Annotated in this window: 12 protein-coding genes; 4 read left to right on the top strand and 8 right to left on the bottom strand. The window is 67.8% G+C overall.

Annotated elements, in window-relative coordinates; translation table 11 throughout:
• From QQK25_RS03120 to QQK25_RS03110, 3 genes are all read left to right on the top strand, one after another.
• On the top strand, positions 1–4,881 hold a 4,881-nt coding region (locus tag QQK25_RS03120), incomplete at its 5' end, for a beta strand repeat-containing protein (protein WP_284186625.1).
• Between the two features lie 186 nt (positions 4,882–5,067).
• Positions 5,068–6,270 (top strand): glycosyltransferase family 4 protein, encoded by a 1,203-nt coding sequence (locus QQK25_RS03115; RefSeq protein ID WP_284186624.1) that lies wholly within the window; start codon positions 5,068–5,070, stop codon positions 6,268–6,270.
• 117 nt (positions 6,271–6,387) lie between these two features.
• Positions 6,388–9,801, top strand: a complete 3,414-nt coding sequence (locus QQK25_RS03110) for an ATP-binding protein (RefSeq protein WP_284186623.1) — start codon at positions 6,388–6,390, stop codon at positions 9,799–9,801.
• Positions 9,802–9,808: 7 nt separating this feature from the next.
• On the opposite strand, the gene QQK25_RS03105 is transcribed toward QQK25_RS03110, so the two are convergent.
• On the bottom strand, positions 9,809–10,936 hold the full coding sequence (locus QQK25_RS03105) for an NADH:flavin oxidoreductase/NADH oxidase (RefSeq protein ID WP_284186622.1): 1,128 nt from the start codon (positions 10,934–10,936) through the stop codon (positions 9,809–9,811).
• 217 nt (positions 10,937–11,153) lie between these two features.
• On the opposite strand from QQK25_RS03105, the gene QQK25_RS03100 reads away from it, so the two are divergent.
• Positions 11,154–12,875: an ATP-binding protein gene (locus QQK25_RS03100; RefSeq protein WP_284186621.1), complete on the top strand. Its 1,722-nt coding sequence runs from the start codon at positions 11,154–11,156 to the stop codon at positions 12,873–12,875.
• A gap of 192 nt (positions 12,876–13,067) precedes the next feature.
• On the opposite strand, the gene QQK25_RS03095 is transcribed toward QQK25_RS03100, so the two are convergent.
• The 7 genes from QQK25_RS03095 to QQK25_RS03065 all read right to left on the bottom strand — a co-directional run bounded on the left by QQK25_RS03095 (position 13,068) and on the right by QQK25_RS03065 (position 19,582).
• A complete protein-coding gene (locus QQK25_RS03095) occupies positions 13,068–13,244 on the bottom strand; it encodes a hypothetical protein (RefSeq protein WP_153161849.1) in 177 nt (58 codons plus the stop codon).
• Positions 13,245–13,368: 124 nt separating this feature from the next.
• Positions 13,369–13,821 carry a flagellar basal body-associated FliL family protein gene (locus tag QQK25_RS03090; RefSeq protein ID WP_284186620.1) on the bottom strand — a complete coding sequence of 151 codons (453 nt, stop codon included), beginning with the start codon at positions 13,819–13,821 and terminating at the stop codon, positions 13,369–13,371.
• Positions 13,822–13,935: 114 nt separating this feature from the next.
• The gene (locus QQK25_RS03085) at positions 13,936–14,856 is read right to left on the bottom strand and encodes a class I SAM-dependent methyltransferase (protein WP_284186619.1); all 921 of its coding nucleotides are present in this window, start codon (positions 14,854–14,856) and stop codon (positions 13,936–13,938) included.
• A 74-nt stretch (positions 14,857–14,930) separates the two neighbouring features.
• Positions 14,931–15,878 (bottom strand): restriction endonuclease, encoded by a 948-nt coding sequence (locus QQK25_RS03080; RefSeq protein WP_284186618.1) that lies wholly within the window; start codon positions 15,876–15,878, stop codon positions 14,931–14,933.
• 419 nt (positions 15,879–16,297) lie between these two features.
• Positions 16,298–17,206: a LysR family transcriptional regulator gene (locus QQK25_RS03075; RefSeq protein ID WP_043104909.1), complete on the bottom strand. Its 909-nt coding sequence runs from the start codon at positions 17,204–17,206 to the stop codon at positions 16,298–16,300.
• Between the two features lie 232 nt (positions 17,207–17,438).
• Positions 17,439–18,593, bottom strand: a complete 1,155-nt coding sequence (locus tag QQK25_RS03070; protein WP_043104908.1) for a S1C family serine protease — start codon at positions 18,591–18,593, stop codon at positions 17,439–17,441.
• Positions 18,594–18,616: 23 nt separating this feature from the next.
• Complete coding sequence (locus QQK25_RS03065; protein ID WP_043104906.1) at positions 18,617–19,582, bottom strand: zinc metalloprotease HtpX; 966 nt, start codon at positions 19,580–19,582, stop codon at positions 18,617–18,619.

Raw genomic sequence — 19,582 nt, 5'->3', positions numbered from 1 at the left:
CAGCTCTTCGGCGCCGACAACCTGTCGGGCGGCACCTTCGCCTTCACCAACGCCAACGCCGGCACCAGCAAGACGGTGAACACCAGCGCGGTGACGGTGAACGATGGCAACAGCGGCGGCAACTACACCGTCAGCTATGTGGCCAACACCACCAGCACCATCGACAAGGCGGCGATCACCGTCAGCACTAGCGACGTCACCAAGACCTACGACGGCACGCTGACTGCGGCGGGCACCGCCGTGGTCACCGCTGGCACGCTCTACACCAACGCCAGCAACGGCGGCGCGCTGGACAACCTCTCCGGTGGCAGCTTTGCCTTCACCGACGCCAACGCGGGCACCGGCAACAAGACGGTCACCGTGGGCGGCGTGACGGTGAACGACGGCGCCAGCGGTGGCAACTACACCGTCACCTACGCCAGCAACACCACCAGCACCATCAACCCCTACGCCGTCAGCCTCACCGGCAGCCGCGTGTATGACGGCACCACCGTGGTGGGCACGGGTGACCTGACCATCGGCACCCTGGTGGGCAGCGAAACCCTGACCCTGTCCGGCTCCGGCAGCGTGGCGACCCGCCACGTGGGCACAGCCAAGACGGTGGACGTGAGCGGCCTCAGCTTGGTGGGCGACGGCACCGCCGGCGCCGGCCTCGCCAGCAACTACACCTTCACCGGCGGCACCCAGACGGTGGACGTGACCCGCGCCAACCTGTCGGTGACCACCTCCGACGTGACCAAGACCTACGACGGCAGCCTCGGCGCAGCCGGCACGGCGGTGGTTGCAGCCGGTGGCACCCAGCTCTTCGGCGCCGACAACCTGTCGGGCGGCACCTTCGCCTTCACCAACGCCAACGCCGGCACCAGCAAGACGGTGAACACCAGCGCGGTGACGGTCAATGATGGCAACAGCGGCGGCAACTACACCGTCAGCTACGTGGCCAACACCACCAGCACCATCGACAAGGCGGCGATCACCGTCAGCACCAGCGACGTCACCAAGACCTACGACGGCACCCTGAGCGCCGCCGGCACGGCCGTGGTCACGTCCGGCACGCTGTACAACAACGCCAGCAACGGCGGCGCGCTGGACAACCTCTCCGGTGGAAGCTTCGCCTTCACCGATGCCAACGCGGGCACCGGCAACAAGACGGTCACCGTGGGCGGCGTGACGGTGAATGACGGCGCCAGCGGCGGCAACTACACCGTCACCTACGCCAGCAACACCACCAGCACCATCGACAAGGCCGCGATCACCGTCAGCACCAGCGACGTGACCAAGGCCTACGACGGTGGCCTGTCGGCCAACGGCACCCCGATCGTGCTGACCGGCACGCTCTACAACAACGCCAGCAACGGTGGCGCGCTGGACAACCTCTCCGGCGGCACCTACGCCTTCACCGACAAGAACGCCGGCAGCGGCAAGACGGTGACGGTGGGCGGCGTGACGGTGAATGACGGCGCCAGCGGCGGCAACTACGCCGTCACCTACGCCAGCAACACCCACAGCACCATCGACCGCGCCCAGCTGACGGTGGTGGCCGACGTGGCCGATCGCACCTACGACGGCTCCATCAACGCCACCCTCAACGGCATGACCCTGGTCGGCCTGGTCGGCACCGAAACGGTGATCCCGGTTTCCGCCGGCACCACCCGCTTCGCCGACAAGACCGCCGGCACCGGCAAGACCGTGACCATCACCGGCATCGGCCTGCTGGACGGCAGTAGCGGCGGCCTCGCCACCAACTACCAGGTGGCCTCCACCGCCACCGGCACCGCCAGCATCGCCAAGGCCAACGTCAATGTGGTCGGCGTGGTGGCGATGGACAAGGTGTACGACGGCACCACCACCGCCACCATCAACACCAGCGTGGCCGGCCTCACCGGCGTGATCGGCGCCGACGACGTGAGTATCGGCACCATCACCGGCAGCTTCGACAGCAAGAACGTCGGCACCAACAAGCTGGTGAACGGCAGCGCCTTCGTGCTGTCGGGTGCGGATGGCGCCAACTACAACCTGATCCAGCCCACCGGCATGCACGCCAGCATCACCCCGCGTGCCCTGACGGTGTCCGCCACCGGCGTCGACAAGGTGTACGACGGCACCACCACCGCCACTGTCAGCCTGGCCGACAACCGGGTGAACGGCGACGTGCTGACCCTTGGCTACACCGCCAACTTCCTCGACAAGAACGTCGGCCTCAACAAGTACGTGGGCGTCTCCGGCATCAGCCTGTCGGGCACCGATGCCGGCAACTACACCGCCAACACCACCTCTGCCGCCTTCGCCAACATCAGCAAGGCCACCCTGAACGTGTCCGCCGCCGGCATCAACAAGGCCTACGACGGCAACAGCACCGCCAGCGTGACCCTGTCCGACAACCGGGCGAGCGGCGACAGCCTCTCCGTCAGCTACACCGGCGCCGCCTTCAGCGACGCCAACGGCGGTCTGGGCAAGACGGTGACGGTGAATGGCATCAGCGTGAGCGGCGCCGACATCGGCAACTACACCTTCAACACCACCGCCACCACCACCGCCGACATCCTCGGCCGCCTGCTCACCGTCTCCGGCGTGCAGGCCCTGGGCAAGGTGTACGACGGCACCACCGCAGCGGTGCTCGGCACTGGCGGCGCCGTGCTCTCTGGCCTGCTGGACGGCGACGTGGTGAGCGTGGGCTTCGGCAGCGGCGTGTTCGCCGACAAGAACGCCGGCACCGGCAAGGCGGTCACCGTCACCGGCATCGCGCTCTCGGGCGCCAACGCGGGCTCCTACACGCTGCAGCTGCCGGTCGGCCTCACCGCCGACATCACCCCGGCCAGCCTGACGGCGGTCACCGGCATCACCGCCGACAGCAAGGTGTACGACGGCAGCGTGGCCGCCGCCATCAACACCGGCGCGGCGGGCTTCACCGGCAAGCTGGCGGGCGACGTGCTGAACGTGACCAGCGCCAGCGGCAGCTTCGCCGACAAGAACGCCGGCACCGGCAAGACGGTGACCATCGGCAACGTGGTGCTGGGCGGTGCGGACGCAGGCAACTACGTCTTCACCGGCACGGCCACCACCATCGCCGACATCACCCCGAAGGCGATCACCGTGAGCGGCATCACCGCCAGCAACAAGGTGTACGACGCCACCACCGCCGCCACCCTCAACACCACCGGCGCCAGCTTCACCGGCCTGGTGGGCAGCGACAGCGTGGGCGTGACCGGCTCCGGCCAGTTCGCCGACAAGAACGTCGGCACGGCCAAGCCGGTGGCGATCACCAGCCTCGCGCTCGACGGCGCCGATGCCGGCAACTACACGGTGACGAGCACCTCGGCGCCGACCGCCGACATCACCCCGCGGGCCCTGGCCGCCGGTGGCATCAGCGCCGCCAGCAAGGTGTACGACGGCACCACCGCGGCCACCCTCGACACCAGTGCCGGTCGCCTCACCAGCGGCGTGCAGGGTGCCGACGACGTGAGCCTGGTGCCCTCCGCCGCCAGCGGCAGCTTCGCCAGCAAGAACGTGGGCGTGGCCAAGGCCGTCACCGTCAGCGGCCTCGCCCTGGGGGGTGCCGACGCCGGCAACTACACCATCGGCGATGCCGCGGCGTTTGCCGACATCACCGCCAAGGCCCTCACCGCCAGCGGCATCGTTGCCGCCAACAAGGTGTACGACGGCACCCGCGTGGCCAGCCTCGACACCGCCGGCGCCGTGCTGGCCGGCGTGGTGCTGGGCGACAGCGTGGGCATCGACGCCAGCGGCGTCACCGGCAGCTTCGCCAGCAAGCAGGCCGGCAACGCCAGGGCGGTGACCATCGCCGGCCTGGGCCTCACCGGTGCCGACGCCGGCAACTACACGGTCAGCGACCTCTCCGGCGCCACCGCCGACATCGCCACCCGGGCGCTTGCCGTGGCCGCCAGCAGCACCGGCAAGCTGTACGACGGCAGCACCAGCGCCCCGGTCAGCCTGTCCGACAACCGCCTGGCCGGCGATCTGCTGAACCTGTCCTACACCAGCGCCAGCTTCGATTCGGCGGAAGTCGGCCTCGGCAAGACCATTCAGGTGCAGGGCATCGCCCTGGCCGGTGCCGACGCGGGCAACTACCGCCTCGTCGCCACCACCGCCAGCACCACCGGCAGCATCTCGGCGCTCGACAGCGTCGTGCCGCCGCCGCCGGTTCCGGCCACCCCGGTCACCACCTACACGCCGGTCCAACCCCAGGCGCAGGTGTTCGATTCGGCCTTGCCGGGTTCGGGTGGCTCCACCGGCGTGGTGGGCGGCTCGGGCGCTGTCTCCAGCGGCGCCAGTGGCCTCACCGGCGGTACGGGTAGTAGCCTGGGCGGCGGCCTGGGTGGTGGGGGCGTCGCGTCGTCCGGCTTCGGGGCGGGGGCTTCGGGTAGCGTCGCCTCGGGCGCCGGTACCAGCACCAGCACCGGCTCCGGTTCGGCGGTTGGCGGCAGTGTCGCCGGTACCGGTGGCTCCACCGCGGTCAGCACCGGTACGGCTTCGGCGCCGGCAGCGGGCAGCGGTTCGGGAACCTCGTCGGCGGCCGCTTCCGAAGGCACCCAGTCGGGCGTCAATGTGCAGCTCCTGCAGGCTCCGGCCAGCACGCAGACGGGCCTCGTGCGGGTGAGCATCCCGCGCGGCGAGTCCACCTTCGTGTTCAACGTGCCGAAGGATGTGTATGCCGGCGAAGGGCCGTCCGCCCTGGCCGCCAGCACCATCCGCATGGAGAACGGCAGCCCCGTGCCGCCGTGGATCAAGCACGATCCGCAGAGCATGAGCGTGTCGGCCACCAACGTGCCGCCGGGCGGCCTGCCGGTGCGCCTGCTGCTGACCATCGGCGGCAAGGTGACCACCGTGGTCATCGGCACCACCGACCAGGGCGGCCAGTAAGCGCCAGTAAAGGCTGGGAGGGGGAGGGCGGCAGTGGTCGCCCTCCTGAGAGATCGGCGAGTTTTCACCCGGCCGGGGCAGCCAGCCGGGTGGGGACTCGCCGATTTTTCGTTGACCGGGCGGGCCGTCACCCCACCATCACCTGCCGGTAACGCCCGTGCAGCATCCGCCGGCGACACTGCGCGGATGGACAACGCCGGACTCGTCTGCCAGGAAATCGTCAGCCACAAGGGGCCGCTCAGGGTCGCCGTGGTGACGGAAACCTATCCACCCGAAATCAACGGGGTGGCGATGACCACCGGGCGCATGGTGGAGGGGCTCGTCGCCGCCGGCCACCGGGTTGACCTGATCCGCCCGCGCCAGGCCCACGAGGGCGCCGTGCTGGCCACCGACGGGGTGGAGCAGATGCTCGCCCGGGGCATCCCGATCCCGAAATACGCCAACCTGCAGCTCGGCCTGCCGGCCCAGAAGGTGCTGCTGCGGCGCTGGTCGCACCAGCGGCCGGACGTGGTGCAGGTGGTCACCGAAGGGCCCCTGGGCTGGTCGGCGCTCACCGCGGCACGCAAGCTGCGCCTGCCGGTGATCAGCGAGTTCCACACCAACTTCCACCGCTACACCGGCCACTACGGCGTGGGTTGGCTCAAGCGGCCCATCGCGGCCTATCTGCGCAAGTTCCACAACCGGGCCGACCTGACCCTGGTGCCCACCCGCGCCCTGTGCGCCGAGCTGGCGGGGCAGGGCATCCCGCGGGTGGATGTGGTGTCCCGCGGGGTGGATACGACCCTCTTCGACCCCGCCCGGCGCAGCGACGCCCTGCGCCGCCAGTGGGGGCTGGCGCCCGATGATCTGGCGGTGCTGTACGTGGGGCGTGTCGCCCCCGAGAAGAACCTGACCCTGCTGGAGCAGGCCTTCGTGGCGGTGCGGGCCCGCCACCCCCGAGCGCGGCTGGTGCTGGTGGGCGACGGCCCAGCCCTGCCGCAGCTGAGGGCGCGAATGCCCGAGGCGGTGTGCGCCGGCGCCCAGACCGGCGTGCTGCTGGCCGAGCATTACGCCAGCGCCGACCTGTTCATCTTTCCGAGCCTCACCGAAACCTACGGAAACGTGGTGGCCGAGGCGCTCGCCAGCGGCCTGCCGGTGGTAGCCTATCGGGATGCCGCTGCCCATGAACTGATCGACCACCGGGTGCACGGCTGGCTGGCCGAGCCGGGCGACGAGCCCGGCTTCGTGGCCGGGGCGGTGGCGCTGGCCGAATCCCCCGCGCTGCGGGCAAGCCTGCATCTGGCGGCGCGGGCCCGGGTGGATAGCCTGGCGTGGCGGGTGATCGTCGAACGGCTGGTGGGAATCCAGCGCCAGGTGATCCTCAGCGCCCCGATCTTCGCCCGCCGATAAGGCCCGTCACCGCGCCCAGCCTTCAGGGCAGCAGCTGGATGCCGATAGAGAGCGACAGGCCTTCGCAACGGGTTGCGAAAGGTCGAGCCCGCTTGCCGATCCAGGTCGCCGCCGCCCATGAACGTGCTGTCCCGTTTCCTCTCCACCCTCCTCGCGCCGGAGCGACAGCGACGTTTCGTCGTCGTGCTGATCATGGCGGTGGTCCTGAGCAACCTGCTGGCGATCGGGCTGGGGGTGTTCAGCCTCATCGGCAGCCGCGCCCAGACGGAAGCCCTGGTGGCCCAGAACGCCCGCAACCTGGCCGGCGCTCTTGATCAGGGCCTCGCCAACAGCGGTCGCACCATCGACATGGCGCTGCGGGCGCTGGCGGACGAACTCGAACGGGAGGAGGCGGAAGGGTCGTCCTACCTCACCGCCGACGAGATCCGCGCAATGCTGATGCGCTACAAGGGCTGGTTGCCGGAGATCGAGGGCGTGCGCGTCTACGACGCCAACGGCGTGCTGCGCTGGGACGGGGGTCTTGGTCCGGTGCTGAAGGCTGACATCTCCGACCGGGAATACTTCCGCACGCTGAAGGCCAATCCCGCGGCCGGGCTTACGGTGTCGCGGCCGGTGATCGGGCGGGTCGTGAAGACCTGGATCGTGCCCTTTGCCCGCCGCTACAACCGCGCCGACGGGAGCTTTGCCGGGGTGGTGGTGGCCATCGTGCCGGTCGAGTACCTCACCGCGATGCTCTCCCGTCCGAGCCTCGGGCCCGGCGGCAGCGCGATGCTGCGCTATCAGGATCTGAGCCTCATCACCCGCTACCCGCCCGTCACCGGCCCGGCCGGCGAGATCGGTGAGGTGTGGTCGGCCGAGGGCGTGCGCGAGCGCCTGGGCGCCGGCCAGAACGCCGCGGTGTTCCGTGCCACGGACAGCGGCGATGGCGGCGACGGGAGCGAACGCTTCCTGGCCGTGCAGCGGGTCGATGGCCTGCCCTTTGTGGTGGGGGTGAGCCTGTCGAGTCACGACTATCTCGTGCAGTGGCATCGGGAAGCCTGGCAGACCGGCATCCTGCTGACGGCCTTCCTGATCGTCTCGGGCGGTTCGGCGCTGCTGATCGGCCATCTCTACCGGCGTCAGCAGGACGATGCGAGCCAGGTGAGGGAGTCCAACGTGCGCCTGGCCGCCACCCTGGGCGAGCTGCGCGTGCGGGACCGGGCCCTGGCCGCGGCCGAGGGCATCGGCAAGCTGGGCGTCTACTCCATCGACCTGAGCAACAAGGTCACGACCTCTTCGCCCACCCTGCGGGATGTCTTCCGTGTGCCGCGGGAGCGGCCCTTCGTGCCGGAAGACTGGATCGAGCTGGTTCATCCGGACGACCGCCGGGTGATTGAGCGCTTCATGGTCGGGCTGGTGCAGAACGGCGAACCCTTCGATCAGAGCTACCGCATCATCTGCCGCGACGGGGCCATCCGCTGGGTGCATGGGGTTGGCCTGATGGAGCGCGACGCCGCCGGCCACCCGCTGAGCGTCCACGGTGCGGTGCAGGACATCACCGAATACAAGCAGGTCGAGGCCTCGCTGCAGAGCGCCGTGGCCGACTACGAGAAGCTGGTGGCGCGCATCCCCACCGGGGTGTTCGGCTTCCGCTGGCAGCCCGACGGGCTTTCGCGCTTCACCTATGTGAGCCCGCGCTTCTGCTCGCAGCTCGGGGTGACCGTGGAGGCGGCGATGGCCGACGCGCGGCAGGTGTTCTCCCAGGTCCATCCGGACGATCGTCCGGCGCTCAAGAATGCGCGGGCGGGCAGCTTCGACAGCGAGCGCGATTTCACCTGGGAGGGCCGCGTCCAGGTGAGAGGCGAGATCCGCTGGGTCGGGGTGATCGCCCGGCCGACGCGGCTCGACGACGGGGCGGTGCTGTGGGAGGGCGTGCAGGCCGACGTCACCGACCGCAAGCTGGCCGAGCTGGCCCGCAGCGAGAGCGAGGAGCGCAACCGCCTGCTGCTGCAGTATTCGCCGGTGGGCATCCTGCAGTACGGCACCGATCTGAAGGTGGTTTATTGCAACCTGCAGTTCGCCAACATCATGGCCGTGCCCCACGAGTACATGCTGAGCCTCGACTGCAAGACGCTGAAGGACCAGCGCATCCTGCCCGCCATGCGCGCGGCGCTGGCCGGTGAGCTGGGCGAATACGAGGGCGGCTACCGCACCTCCTACGCCGGCAAGGAGCTGCTGGTGTCGGTGTCCTGCGCGCCGCTGCGGGACGCGGACGGCGACATCACGGGCGGCATCATCATCCTGCAGGACGTCACCGAGCGGATCCGCAAGGACGAAGAACTGGCTCGCTACCGGGACAGCCTCGAGGAGCTCGTCGCCGCGCGCACCGCCGACCTGGAAACCGCCCGCGCCGAGGCGGAGCGGCTGGCCCGGGTGAAGAGCGAGTTCCTCGCCAACATGAGCCACGAGATCCGCACCCCGCTCAACGGCGTGCTGGGGCTGGCGCGGATGGGTTATCGGGAGAGCGTCGGGCGGGATGCCGCGCAGAACACCTTCGGGCGCATCCTGTCATCGGGCCAGCTGCTGCTGGGCATCATCAACGACATCCTCGATTTCTCGAAGATCGAGGCCGGCAAGCTGCGCATCGAGGCCATCGAGGTGGATCTGATCAAGGTGATCGGCGACACCCTGGCGCTGATGGACGAACGCGCCGAGGACAAGGGGCTGACGATCCGCCTGCAGCGGGCGCCCTCGCTGCCGGCGGCGTGCATCAGCGATCCGCTGCGGATCGGGCAGATCCTGGTGAACCTGCTCTCCAACGCCATCAAGTTCACCGAGCACGGCAGCGTCACCCTCTACGCCGGGGCCGAGGGCGGCCAGCTGGTGCTGCGCATCAGCGACACCGGCATCGGCATGCGTCAGGCCGACATCGAGAAGGTGTTCGCACCCTTTGAGCAGGCAGACAACTCCACCACCCGCAAGTTTGGCGGCACCGGCCTGGGGCTGACGATCACCCATCGCATCGTCGGGCTGATGGGCGGCAGCCTGCGCGCCGAGAGCGTCGAGGGCCAGGGCAGCAGCTTCGAGGTGCGCCTGCCTTACGTGCCGCTGGCGGCGGCGCCGGCCGAAGCCGAGCCGGAGGGCGCCGACGGCGAACCCGGCACCCGGCTGGCCGGCATCCGGGTGCTGGTGGCCGAGGACAACGAGGTGAACCAGATGGTGCTCGAAGACCACCTGTGCAGCGAAGGCGCCGAGGTGACGCTGGTGGATAACGGTCAGGCGGCCATCGACTGCGTGCTGGCCAAGGGCGCGGCGTCCTTCGACGTGGTGCTGATGGATGTGCAGATGCCGGTGATGGATGGCCACACGGCCACCCGTCTGCTGGGCGGGATCGCCCCCGACCTGCCGGTGATCGGCCAGACCGCCCACGCCCTCGACGAGGAGCGGGCGGCCTGCCTGGCGGCCGGGATGGTGGATCACCTGGCCAAGCCCATCGAGCCGGAGGCGATGGTGCGCTCGATCCTGCGCCACCGGCGCCCGGCCAGCGCCTGACGCCGCTTCAGCGCATGCCGATCTTTGCGCCGGTGAACAGGTCGCCGGCACCGCGCGGGGCACTGCGCCAGTACTGACGCGGCGCATTCACCTTTGCGCCGAGCTTGGCGGCGGCGTGCCACGGCCAGTGGGGGTCGTACATCATCACCCGGGCCACGCCGACCAGATCGGCCTGACCCTTGGCGACGATCTCCTCGGCCTGTTCGGCTTCGGTGACGAGGCCCACCGCGATGGTGGGCATGCCGGTTGCGGCGCGGATGCGCTCGGCAAACGGCACCTGGAAGCCCGGCGCCACCGCAAACTTCTGCAGCGGCGACAGCCCGCCGGTGGACACGTGGATGAAATCGCAGCCGCGGGCCTTGAGGGCCTGGGCGAAGGCCACGCTCTGCTCCAGATCCCAGCCGCCCTCGACCCAGTCGGTGGCGGAGATGCGCATGCCTACCGGGCGATCTGCCGGGAAGGCCGCGCGCACCGCGTCGAACACCTCGAGGGGGAAGCGCATGCGGTTTTCCAGGCTGCCGCCGTAGGCGTCGGTGCGCACGTTGGAGAGCGGCGACAGGAACTCGTGGAGCAGATAGCCGTGGGCGCCGTGGAGCTCGATGCAGTCGATGCCGATGCGCGCGGCGCGGCGGGCGGCGGCCACGAAGGCGTCGCGGATGCGCACGAGGCCGGCGGCGTCGAGGGCCGTGGGGGCCGGCTCGGCGGCCGAATACGCCACCGCCGACGGGGCCACGCAGGGCCAGCCGCCGTCTTCGACCGACAGCAGCTGGCCGCCGGCCCAGGGCACCGCGCTGGAGGCCTTGCGGCCGGCGTGGGCGAGCTGGATCGCCAGGGGCATCGACGAATGGTGGCGCACGCTGTCGAGCACCTGGCCCAGGGCGGCGGCGTTGGCGTCGGACCACAGGCCCAGGCAGTCGTGGGTGATGCGGCCTTCCGGCGACACGGCGGTGGCCTCGATGATCAGCATGCCGGCACCCGAGAGGGCCAGGCTGCCCAGGTGGATCAGGTGCCAGTCGGTGGCGTTGCCGTCGCCGTCGGCCGAGTACTGGCACATGGGCGCGATGACGATGCGGTTGGGCAGGCTGAGCTTGCCGAGGGAATAGGGCGTGAACAGGGTGCTGGAGGAGTCAGGCATCGGAAGCGGCTCCGGGTGGGCAAAGATCGGATGATCCCAGAAAAGGATGACAGCGGCCCATCCGGGTAAACCGGCGCCGCCCCACGCCCCGGCGCTTGCACGCAGGATATTTTTGACGGGCTATCAAGTCGTGTGGACGGGCTTCCGTAATGACCGGATGTGACGAAGCCTGTGCCCGGAGAGAGCCGGTGCGCGCAAGACCTCGGGAGACGACAAGATGCTGGCGACCCCAGAACGACAGAAGCCCTCGGTGGAGCCGGGGGCGCCCACCATCCTGGTGGTGGACGATTCCCGGATCAACCTGAAAGGCGTCAGCCGGATGCTGGAGGGGCACTTCAACGTGCTCACCGCCGAATCCGGCCCGGTGGCGCTCGGCATTGCCGCCGCCGATCCGCGCCCCGACCTGATCCTGCTCGACGTGATGATGCCGGAGATGGACGGCTACGAAGTCATCCAGCGCCTGCGCGCCAGCCCGGTGACCCGCGACATCCCGGTGATCTTCGTGACCGCCCGGGTCAATGACGAGGACGAGCAGCACGGCCTGTCGCTGGGCGCCGCCGACTACATCACCAAGCCCCTGCGCGCTGCGATCCTGCTGGCGCGGGTGAAGAGCCACCTCAAGCTCAAGCAGGCCCAGGACGAGCTGCGCACCCAGAACGAGACCCTCGAATCCCGGGTCATGGAGCGCACCGAAACCCTCGGGGCGATCCTCGACAGCGCCGACCAGCTCATCGCGATGATCACCCCCGACGGCGCGCTGATGGCGATCAACCGCATCGGCGCCGAGTTCTTCGGCTCGACGCCCGCCCGGCTGTCGGGGCAGAACCTCTTCGACCTGCTGCCGCCCGAGTTCGGCATCCGCCTGGCCGACCAGATCGCCGAGGTGCTTGCCTCCGGCCGCAGTTCCGAGATCGACGCCGCCAACCGGGGGCGCATCTTCCACGTCACCGTCTATCCGGTGCCGGGCAACCCGCCGCGGGTGGTGGTCTACGCCAACGACGTGACCGACAAGGTGGCCGCCGAGATCGAGCTGCGCCGTGAGCGCGAGCAGCTTGCCCAGTCCCTGGCCCACCAGCGCGAGCTCAACCGCAAGCTCGAAGACGCCCAGAACCAGCTCCTGCAGTCCGAGAAGATGGCCTCGCTGGGCCAGCTCGCCGCCGGTGTCGCCCACGAGCTGAACAACCCGATCGGCTTCGTGCGCTCCAACGTGACCACCCTCGAAGGCTACCTCACGGGCATCTTCGAGATCCTCCGGGCCTACGACGACAAGGCCGCCGCCGCGCTGCCCGCACCCGACGCCGCCGAGCTGGCAGCCCTCAAGAAGCAGAAGGATTTCGACTTCGTGCACGAGGACATCTTCCAGCTCCTCAGCGAATCCAAGGACGGCCTCACCCGGGTGCAGGACATCGTCCAGAACCTCAAGGATTTCTCCCGCGTGGGTGGCGCCGGCTGGGGCTGGGCCGACCTGCACGCCTGCATCGACTCGACCCTCAACATCATCTGGAACGAGATCAAGTACAAGTGCACCGTGGTCAAGAACTACGACCCGGCGCTGCCCCAGGTGTATTGCATCGCGTCACAGCTCAACCAGGTCTTCATGAACCTGCTGGTGAACGCCGCCCACGCCATCCCCGAGAAGGGCGAGATCGTCATCACCACCGAGCACGACGCCACCGGCACCGTGCGCATCCACGTGAGCGACAACGGGGTGGGCATCCCCGAAGAGAACTTCGCCCACCTCTTCGAGCCCTTCTTCACCACCAAGCCCATCGGCAAGGGCACCGGGCTCGGGCTGTCCATCGCCTACGGCATCATCGGCAAGCACCACGGCACCATCGACGTGGCCAGCACGGTGGGCAAGGGGACGACCTTCACCGTCACCCTGCCGGTCGAGAACACCGACGACGCGGCGGCTGCCGCGGACGCCGCTGCCAGCTGAGCGTTCCTGCGCCAGCAACGACAAAGCCGCCCGCGGGCGGCTTTGTCGTTTTCGGATTCCGTAGGCCGGACTTCAGTCCGACTTCACGGGTTGATCTGCCCGCCAGGTGTCGGACTTCAGTCCGACCTACGGGAGAACCCTGGCAGGCCGGCGCCCAGATCGAGTGCCCGCCGCCCCATACAGGTGCATCCCTCAGCGGAAGCGGTGGTCCTCGCCCGGGTGCTCGAAGCCGTAGCCATCCCGTCGGCAGGCCGCCATGCCCATGGTCGAAAGCCGCGCGGAACGGCTCTCCTGGGTCGTATCGGCCAGCCAGGCCAGGATTGCCCGCAGCGCGGTGCCCAGCTGGAAGTGAAAGTGCAGGGTGTTCATGTCGGTGTCTCCGTCCTGTGTTCTGTTCTTTGACATAGCAAAGGCCATGCCGGTGTTACGGTATTACCGAACAGGACTTGAGCGTGTGATGAATTCAACAGGCATGCGCGTTTGCCGGCCGCGCCTACTGGATGATGAAATTCGTGAACAGCGTGGTCTTCACCGGGCCGGTGGCGGGCTGGCGGTGGCCGCGCTTGTCGGTGTAGGCCGGGTTGCCGACGATGCCATTGATCGTGTCGCGGATCTCCTCGGCCAGGTCGCCTCGGGCCTTGGTCGTCTTCAGCTCGGCGCCACTGTGTCCGGCCAGCAGCATCAGGATGTCGTTGCGCACCTGGGGCATGTACGCGTTGATCGCCGCCGCGCCCTTCGGGTCGTCCAGACGCAGGGTGATCGCCAGCTGCACGAAGCGGCTCGAACCGTCGGCGTCCGCAGCCAGGTTGGTGGTGATCGTCTCGAGGGTGACGAGGTCGGCGCCGCCGCCCCCGCCACCGTGATCGTTGGCGAGCAGCGGCTGGGCAAGGCCCAGCCCGGCGATGAGGAGAAGCGGCGCACAGGCGGCGCGAAGGGGCTTGAACATGGCAGGGGCCATCGGATGATTGATCGGGCAGGCCACCCGTCGTGGCAGGACGTGTGCGGGTGACACACGCTCTTCGGCATTTCCTGCCGGAACTTGACTCCCGCGCAGGGGGCCTCAGCCCGGTGCGCGGTAGACCAGCACCTTCAGCGCCCGCTCCGGGGCCACGTCGGCAAAGGCCGGCGGGTTGGCCAGGCGCTCGACGAACTGCATCGCCGGCGCGTTTTCGGCCATCAGCCCGTGGAGGAAATCCGCCCCCAGCTTGGGCGAATTGAGGCACAGCAGGGCCTGCCCGCCGGGCACCAGCAGGTCCGGCAGGCGGCGCACGAGCCGGGCGTAGTCCTTCTCGGCCACGAAGCTGCCCTTCTGGTAGCTGGGCGGGTCGAGGATCACCAGATCGTAGGGCCCGCTGCGCTTGATCTTGCCCCACGAGGCGAAGATGTCGTGGGGCATGAAGCTCGCCCCGGCCCCCAGCCCGTTGAGCTGGTGGTTCTTCTGGCCGATGGAGAGCGCGCCGCCGGCCATGTCCACATTCACCACCTGCCCGGCGCCGCCCTGCAGGGCCACCACCGAGAACGCGCAGCTGTAGGCGAACAGGTTGAGCATCCGCTGCCCCGGCCGCGCCGCCATCTGCGCCCGCACCCAGCGCCGGCCTTCGGCCATGTCGAGGAAGAAGCCGTGGTTGAGCCCGCGCAGCAGATGCACCCGGAAGCGCGCCCCGTCCTCGCCGATCACATGAGGATCGGGCACGCTGCCGGCCATCAGCCGCGTCTCGGCGCGGGCCTCGAAGCGGTACTGATACACCCAGTTGAGCGGCTCGCCCGGCGCGATCTGCGCCCAGCGGGCCTCCAGCGCCGCGCCGATGACAGCCAGCTCGTCATCGCTGGCCGGCTCGAAGCTGGTGAGCAGCAGCACCGGCGGATAGGCGTCCAGCGTCCATTGCTCGCAGCCCGGGTAAAGCCCGCCGCGGCCGTGGAAGATACGCACGGCGTCGGTGGGCGGCGTGAGGGCGGCGATGGCGTCGAGGAGGGGCTGCATGGGCGGGAGAAGGGCTGGCGGGACGGGCCCGGATTGTCCCGGAAAACTGTTGGGCAGGCGAGGCGCCACCCTGCTCAAACCGAGTCACCCTCGAAATAGTCCGAGTCGACCCGCTTGATCTCGAACCGGCTGACGGGGGACACCCCCACGTTGTGGTCGACCATCAAGGCGGCCAGTTGCTCGCCGCCAACAAGGATGATTTTCGAGGGGATGATCCCCGCGTACTCATGGGCCTCTCGCGAGAACCCGGACGTGGTGATGAAGACCCCCTTGTTCGCACGCTGGCCTTGCAGTGCGCCGGCGAACTTCTGGATTTCCGGACGCCCGACGATTCCCTCCCACCGCTTGGCCTGGACGTAGATCACGTCGAGACCCAGCTTGTCCTCCTTGATGATCCCGTCGATGCCGCCATCGCCGCTTCGGCCTACCGCCTTGCCCGCGTCCTGGCGTGAGCCGCCGTAACCCATGGCGACCAGCAGATCGATCACGAGACGCTCGAAGAAAGCCGGCGTGACGGCTTTCACCTGCTCGAGCACCTCGGCTTCCAGGTTGCTCCGCAGCCGCTGATAGGCCTGCGAGAAAAGCTCCTCGGGCGTGGCTTCCGGTCTCTTCGATGACTCATTCTGGGGCTGCGAGGTCATTGGCAGGTCGGGTTGCGGCGTGCTGTTGCCCTCACTTCTGCGTGACCTGAACGCCCGGAACTCCTGGTACTTCTCGAGCGTGGAAGTGTCGATCTGGGCCACACCGGTTCCGAGCAGCTCGGTGCCCCGCGGCGTGATCCGGAAGTAACCCCGTCGGGTGGCATCGATCAGGCCGGCCTGCTTGAGGTAGGTCTTTGCCCAGCCGGCCCTGTTGTCAAACATGGGTGCCGTGCCACTGGGAAGCATCGTGGCCCGCTCTTCGTCGGACAACGCGAACTTGGCCGCCATTTCCTCGACGGCGTCGCGGAATCGATGCTCGTTGCCGTCAGCGGCCAGCCTCAAGAGCGGAAGCATCAAGGTTTGATAGTCGGGGATGGGCATGGTGAGTGTGGGAGACGAAAGAGTGTCGATGGGTCCAACATCGGCTACGCATCCCGAATGGTATCCGAACGTCCGGTCTCGACCACGGGGCTCGTCCGCCAAGGGGTGATCGATGAATAGCCCGCAAGTGCGCGGCTCTGGAGAACGTATGTCGCTCGTGCCACCAGACAGCAAAAGGCCAACCTCGGGAGGTTGGCCTTTTGCTTGCAGATTGCTGATCTGCCGGAATTCTGTGGAGCGGGCGATGGGAACATCATCGTGTTCCCAACTCGTTGATTGATAACGAGTTTTCCGCACTCGGCGAACCGAGATGGACATAATTATGGACTGAAAACCACGCTTGGTCAACGCGCGCTCCGAGCAAGTCCAGTGCGAGCCATGGACAGCCAGCAGTAGCCAATGTACCCGAGCGCTCAACGTCACGAGGCCGGTTCATCTCCCTTTGGCAGGAACTCCTCGCGGGCGCGCTGCAGAAACCGCTTCATGGGCTCAGAGGGTTCGGCGCTGCGGCGCAGCAGGTAGGTGGACAGCATGGGCGGCGTGCCGGCCAAGGGGCGAACGGTTATGTCGGGGCGGTTCAGGGTCTGCACCTGCGAGGCAATGGCGAAACCTAGGCCATAACCGGCACCGACCAGAGTCAGCATCACGCCTAGGCTCGTCACCTGATCTACCAGCTTGAGCGGCTTGGACGCACCTTGAAGCACCGCCTGGATCTGGTGGTGGCAGCCCGATCCCGCGTCCGGATGGCACAGTACCAACGGAAACTTCAAGGCTTCATCCAATGGCACTTCCGCGTGCGCCAACAAGGGGTGGCGCACGGGCACGATCACCGACAGAGGATCGGTCCACACGGGCTCGGCGACAAGGCCTTCGCTCACCGCGTCCGACAGCGCAAAGCCGATGTCCAGCAGATCGTTGTGCAGGTCCTTGAGCTGCTGCGCGAAAGGCAGCTCGAAGACGCGAATCTCCAGTTCGGGCTCTTCCTCGCGGCTGCGCGCCAGCAAGGTGGCAATGTGGGGCTGCGCCAAGCTGTCGCAGATGGCGATGCGCAGATAACCCTGATAGCCCTGCGCCGCCGCCTTTGCGGCACTCACCGCCTGCTCCACGGTGGCCAGCACACGCCGGCACTCACCGAGGAACACTTGACCGGCCCAGGTCAGTCGCGTCTGGTGCGCGCTGCGGTCGAACAACTGCACGCCGAGCGTGGCTTCGAGATTGCGCATTGCGCGCGACACAGGCGATTGTTCTACGCCAAGGCGCTCGGCCGCTCGCGCGAAATGCAGTTCTTCCGCGACCGCAACGAAATAGCGCAGTAGTCTGAGTTCCAATGCGGCCTCCTGTTTGCCTCGTTCCTGGCCTGCGTCCACCTCATGCGGATTGCGCCTCGCTTTCTCCTTCGATGATTGGCAAGAGGTTCCGGCGTTGCATGCTTGCCTATTCGGATAGGCAGATCGCATCCGAAAATTACGGAGGTTGAGGCGGAACGCTACCTGGCCGAAGACCTGAGAACCTCAATCACCGCGACGCTGCACTACCGCCTGATCCACAGGTTCAGTTCAATCAATTCCCGGGTTGCAGCTCCACACGCACCTCGCGCGATTTGCCGGCCCGTTCCACTGACAAGACCACCACATCGCCGACCTTCCTGTCGTCTAGCCGCGCGAGCAGCTTGGCCACATCGTCCGTCGCCTTGCCATCAACATCGATGATGCGGTCGCCCGGCACGATGCCTTGCGGCGTGACTTCGACACCCGCGAGGCCGGCCTTGTGCGCTGCCGAACCAGGGGTAACACGCAACACGAACACGCCCTTGCTTCCGGTCAGTGCAAGCAGGCGCTGATTGAGCTGTTCGTCCACCTCAATGCCCAGCGCCGGACGGATGTACTTACCGGTCTTGATGAGTTGCGGGACTACGCGCATGACGGTGTCCACCGGCACGGCGAAGCCGATCCCAGCCGATGCACCGGAAGGGCTGTAGATCGCTGTGTTGATGCCGATCAGACGGCCGGCGGAATCGAGCAACGGCCCACCCGAGTTGCCGGGGTTGATAGCGGCATCGGTTTGAATCAGGTGTTCGATGGTCACTCCGCCAGATTCTCCGGGCAGCGATCGATCTAGCGCGGACACGATGCCGTTGGTGAGTGTCCAATCCAGGCCGAAGGGGTTGCCGATGGCGAACACCTTTTGTCCCACCTTGAGGTCTGCGCTGGTGCCGACCGGAACGGCGGGCGGGCGCTGGAAGCCGACGCCGATTTTGAGCACCGCGATATCGTGTGCCGGACTCACTCCGACCAGCGCGGCTTGGTAATCGCGGCCGTCGGCCAGTTTGACCGTGGCCTCCGACGCCCCCTGAATCACATGAAAGTTGGTAACGACATGACCGGCGTCATCCCAGATGAAACCCGAACCCGTCCCGCGCGGCACGGAAAAGACGTTGCGCGTCCAGACATCTCGTACCAGTTGGGACGTCGTGATGTAGACCACCGATCCCCGGGATTTCTCGAACAGTTCGATGGTGGCCTGTTCGTCAGCGGCCAGATCGCCACGCGGCGTGACGGTGCGCTCAGCGGCTTGGCGCGGGCTGAACCAGGCCTCGATGGCGGGCAGGAACTGCCAGAACAGCATGAGTGCGGCAACGCACGCAGTGATGAAGAGCCACCGCCGGACGAAATGATCCGGAGCTGGGCGTTGTGGGTAAGGATCGTGGTAAGCCATGGCGGGGGTTCCTTTCGAGTGATTTAGCGCCAAAGGCCGCTCAGGCCCCGGCGTGGCGGGCGCATCGGGGCGAACGACCTTGGCGCGAGATATTCCGTTTGGAACGGCAGGGCCTGCGATGGCTGAGGCGCCAACGCCATCAGGCGCGCGATACGATCCTCTGTCGCCGGATGCGTGCGCAACCAGGACGGTTCGGGATTCCCCCAGCCGGGCAACAACCAGGCTCGCCACGAGCGGCTCACCCGCTCGATCTTCGCCAGCGCCGAGGCGAGCCCGTGCGGATCTCCCGTCAGCTCTACTGCCATCCGGTCGGCATCGAACTCTCGCACACGTGACAGACCCAACTGTGCGAGCAGTGCAAGTTGCGGCGAAGCGGCCAACAACAGTAAGCCAATCCAGTTAATTTCTGCTGCACCGACCAGCAAGGCTGGCATGCTGATCAGGAGCGCGACCTGACCCAACAACGCCAGCAGGTTCGTGAGCCGGCTGATCGAATCGGCCAAGCCCATGACACGAAGATCTTCTTGAGCGATGTGCGCGACTTCATGCGCCAGCACGGCTTGCAGTTCGCGCATACTCAGGCTGCGGAGCAGGCCATCGGTGAGGGCAATGGAGGCAAGGCGCCTGGAGCCGGTGGCAAAGGCATTGACGATGTCGCTGGGCACATAGTACGGAACCGGCGTGTTCGGCAATCCTGCGCGAGCTGCGAGCGCTCGCAGCAACGACCAGATTGCGGGGGCTTCATCAGGGCGCAAGGGACGGGCGCCATACAGACGCAAGGTCATCGCGGAGGCGGCGACAGGTTCGATCAGCAGGGTCAATGCGCATGTTGCCAGTGCCAGCCAAAGGCCAATCTCGCCGAACAGCAGACTGCCAGCGGCAGCTGCGATCCCCACCAGGGTCAAAACCAGCAGCGCGGTTTGAAAGCGATTGAGCCAGCGGTGCCTCGACCTGGCATCGTGTCGGCCGACTAGACCATAGGGGGTCAT

Source organism: Zoogloea oryzae, assembly GCF_030161255.1.
GTDB lineage: Bacteria > Pseudomonadota > Gammaproteobacteria > Burkholderiales > Rhodocyclaceae > Zoogloea > Zoogloea oryzae.
The sequence above is the reverse complement of the archived record's forward strand: the minus strand, read 5'-3'. Positions and strand labels throughout refer to the sequence as shown.

Coding starts and splice junctions, on each gene's coding strand:
- QQK25_RS03115 (WP_284186624.1), top strand. CDS start 5,068: ATGGACAACGCCGGACTCGTCTGCCAGGAAATCGTCAGCCACAAGGGG.
- QQK25_RS03110 (WP_284186623.1), top strand. CDS start 6,388: ATGAACGTGCTGTCCCGTTTCCTCTCCACCCTCCTCGCGCCGGAGCGA.
- QQK25_RS03105 (WP_284186622.1), bottom strand. CDS start 10,936: ATGCCTGACTCCTCCAGCACCCTGTTCACGCCCTATTCCCTCGGCAAG.
- QQK25_RS03100 (WP_284186621.1), top strand. CDS start 11,154: ATGCTGGCGACCCCAGAACGACAGAAGCCCTCGGTGGAGCCGGGGGCG.
- QQK25_RS03095 (WP_153161849.1), bottom strand. CDS start 13,244: ATGAACACCCTGCACTTTCACTTCCAGCTGGGCACCGCGCTGCGGGCA.
- QQK25_RS03090 (WP_284186620.1), bottom strand. CDS start 13,821: ATGTTCAAGCCCCTTCGCGCCGCCTGTGCGCCGCTTCTCCTCATCGCC.
- QQK25_RS03085 (WP_284186619.1), bottom strand. CDS start 14,856: ATGCAGCCCCTCCTCGACGCCATCGCCGCCCTCACGCCGCCCACCGAC.
- QQK25_RS03080 (WP_284186618.1), bottom strand. CDS start 15,878: ATGCCCATCCCCGACTATCAAACCTTGATGCTTCCGCTCTTGAGGCTG.
- QQK25_RS03070 (WP_043104908.1), bottom strand. CDS start 18,593: ATGGCTTACCACGATCCTTACCCACAACGCCCAGCTCCGGATCATTTC.
- QQK25_RS03065 (WP_043104906.1), bottom strand. CDS start 19,582: ATGACCCCCTATGGTCTAGTCGGCCGACACGATGCCAGGTCGAGGCAC.